We start from the raw sequence: 3269 nt of genomic DNA, 5'->3' as shown, positions 1-3269 counted from the left end.
AAGAATCGTATTATATTCGAGAGTTTTCTAGGTAAGCAATATAGCGATAACCCTAGAGCATTATACGAATACTTGTTAGAGCATTACCCAAGTGAATATGAACTGATTTGGAGTGTAGATAAACGTTACGTAAAACTATTCGAAGAAAAAGGAGTACCATACTATAAAAGATTTTCTGTTAAATGGTTGATTGCAATGAACACAGCAAATCTTTGGGTTTCTAATAGTAGGCTTCCTTTATGGATACCTAAACCAAAAAAGACAACTTATCTACAAACGTGGCATGGAACACCATTAAAAAAATTAGCGCTCGATATGGATGAGGTTCATATGCCAGGTACTGACACTGAAAAGTATAAAAAGAACTTTACAACTGAATCTAAAAAATGGGATTTTTTAGTGTCTCCAAATACGTATTCATCAGAAATCTTTAGACGTGCGTTTAAATTTAATAAGACGATGTTAGAAACTGGCTATCCAAGAAATGATCATTTAGTCAACAACAATAATGAGGAATATATTCATCGCCTGAAAGTGGACCTTGGCATACCACGTGGAAAAAAAGTAATTCTTTATGCGCCAACTTGGAGAGATAATGAATATTACGCACGTGGGCGTTATAAGTTCGACATCAAACTTGATTTAGAAAAGATGAGAAAAGAGCTTGGTGATGATTATATAATCTTACTCAGAATGCATTACTTAATCTCTGAAAATATTGATGTAACTCAATATGATGGATTTGTACAAGATTTTTCAACATATGAAGATATTAGAGATTTATATTTAGTATCTGATACGTTGATTACAGATTATTCATCTGTCTTTTTTGATTATGCAATATTAAACCGTCCAATAGTATTCTTTACATATGATTTAGAAAGCTATAGAGATACGTTACGCGGTTTTTATTTTGATTTTGAAGAAGATGCACCTGGACCACTATTATTTGATACTGATTCAATTATTGAAGCGGTGTTAAACGAAGATGATCCATATTATAATAAACGTCAGATATTTAGAAATACGTATTGTAGTTTAGAAGATGGGCAAGCATCTAAACGTGTGTTAGAACACGTCATAAAATAAAGATTTGAAAGGAATTAAAATGAAATCTTTGTTTAAATTAATACAAGAACAAATTGAATATTTTTATCTAGCTCGACGACTCTCACTATACGAGCTAAAAAGTAACAATAAAAACAACTATTTAGGCATGTTATGGGAGTTATTAAACCCGCTCACACAAATACTTATTTACTGGTTTGTATTTGGAACACTGAGAAATAGAGCGCCAGTTGAAGTCAATGGTGAAGAAGTTCCATTTTTACTTTGGTTAATCGTAGGTTTTTTAGTTTGGATATTTTTCTATCAAGCATCAATTCAAGCTTCTAAATCTATATATTCACGACTTAGAATGTTATCAAAAATGAACTTCCCGATGAGTGTGATACCGAATATACCGATATTCTCAAGACTCTATATTCACTTAGGTATGATTGTTATTGCATTTTTTCATCTACCAATTTTCGGGATATCCAGTGACGATCTACATCGTCCAGTTTTTCTATTTTTTAATATGCTTATATGCAATTACATTTGCGTTTGGTTTAATTATGTCGACATTATCGACAATCGTAAGAGACGTTCACCTTTTCTTAAACTCGATTTTAAGAATGGGGCTGTACGTTTCTGGTGTGTTATGGCCACTCACAATATTAGATGATTTTCCGAAAGTTCAAGCAGTATTAAAATTTAACCCACTTGTTTATGTCGTAGAAGGATATCGATATGCATTTTTAGGTAGAGGATGGTATATAATCGAACATTGGCAATACGGCTTATATTTCTGGGGACTCGTTATAGTTCTTCTACTTATCGGCGCAGTATTACACATGAAATTTAGAAGAAACTTTATTGATTATTTATAGAGGTTGAATATTATGGAAAAAGTTATAGAGGTAAAAAACTTAACGAAACGGTATAAATTATTTGACGATTCAAAAGAGAAGTTTTTAAGCCTTTTTAATAGTGAAAAATTTGGTAAAAACTTCTATGCACTCGATCAAGTTAACTTTACAGCATATGAAGGAGACGTCGTAGGGTTTATAGGGACAAATGGTTCTGGTAAATCTACGCTTTCCAATATTATTGCAGGTATCGTACCTGAAACAACTGGAGAGGTACAAACGAGAGGCGAAGTTGCGTTAATTGCTGTTGCAGCGGGTTTAAATAATAATTTAAGCGGAAGAGAAAACATCGAGTTAAAATGCTTAATGCTTGGTTTCAGTAAGCAAGAGATTAAAGAGTTAGAACCAGAAATTATAGAATTCTCAGAACTTGGTGAGTTTATTGACCAACCAGTTAAGTCGTATTCAAGCGGTATGAAATCTAGACTTGGATTTGCGATTTCAGTAAGTGTGGATCCAGATGTACTTATAATCGACGAGGCATTATCAGTTGGAGATAAAGCCTTTGCTGAGAAGAGTTTACAAAAAATGAAAGAGTTTAAAGAGCAAGGTAAAACTATGATTTTCGTTTCACACTCACTCGGCCAAATGAAACAGTTTTGCGATAAAATTTTATGGCTAGAGTTCGGTAGAGTGAAAGCATATGGCGAAGTCAACGAAGTACTCGGAATGTACGAAAGCTTTTTAAATAAATGGCAAAAGATGTCGAAAAAAGAACGTGATGAGTACCGTGCAAATGTTTTAGCAACACCGGTTCAGACAAATACTATTTCAAAGTCAGATGAAACGTTCGTTTATACTACAACAGACGAATTTATAGAAGAAAACGATAACTATGAAGTTCAATTAGAAAGTCGTCTCGCGCATATACGCGGTGGAAAGTCTTATGTATATGAAGCACCTAACAAACAAGATAGTTATAAATCTTCTGATGAACTGAAAAATAAGGTCTATTATGTAAAACGTTCAGCATCATTTAGGTTTGAGAAGTTTTATCTATTAAGCACGAAGCCGAGTGGAGAAGAAGGCTTAGTAGGTTGGATGAAAGAAGCGGATCTGCAAACCCATGTAACCACCTTTGTAGATAATGACAAAAAAACTTTCAAGTTAAATGGTAAGGGATCAGCATACGACGCACCATGGGGTGGTAGAAAGCAATTTGTATTTAAAGATTTAGCAGATATGGAGAACGAAACAATAAACGTTGAAGAAACGTGGTTTATAGGACGAAACACGTGGTATAAAGGATACTTGAATGATAAATTAGTGTGGATAAATTCAAAATTTGTTTTATAGTAT

The 3269-nt window shown here is 33.4% G+C and carries 3 protein-coding genes; all 3 read left to right on the top strand.

All coding sequences use genetic code 11. The features are described 5' to 3' along the window. The coding region (locus TJ68_RS06225) for a CDP-glycerol--glycerophosphate glycerophosphotransferase (RefSeq protein ID WP_040929301.1) at positions 1-1089 on the top strand (1089 nt) is incomplete at its 5' end. A 452-nt stretch (positions 1090-1541) separates the two neighbouring features. Further along, positions 1542-1931 (top strand): ABC transporter permease, encoded by a 390-nt coding sequence (locus tag TJ68_RS08850; RefSeq protein ID WP_337587684.1) that lies wholly within the window; start codon positions 1542-1544, stop codon positions 1929-1931. Between the two features lie 12 nt (positions 1932-1943). After that, positions 1944-3266, top strand: coding sequence for a teichoic acids export ABC transporter ATP-binding subunit TagH (gene tagH, locus TJ68_RS08845; protein WP_040929300.1), 1323 nt, complete (start codon positions 1944-1946; stop codon positions 3264-3266). The last annotated feature ends 3 nt before the right edge of the window (positions 3267-3269 follow it).

The organism is Nosocomiicoccus massiliensis (assembly GCF_000438455.1).
Lineage (GTDB): Bacteria > Bacillota > Bacilli > Staphylococcales > Salinicoccaceae > Nosocomiicoccus > Nosocomiicoccus massiliensis.
This window is presented reverse-complemented; position numbering and strand designations above follow the sequence as displayed.

Excerpts from the sequence above, each read along its gene's own strand:
- tagH (WP_040929300.1), top strand. The coding sequence starts at position 1,944 with ATGGAAAAAGTTATAGAGGTAAAAAACTTAACGAAACGGTATAAATTA.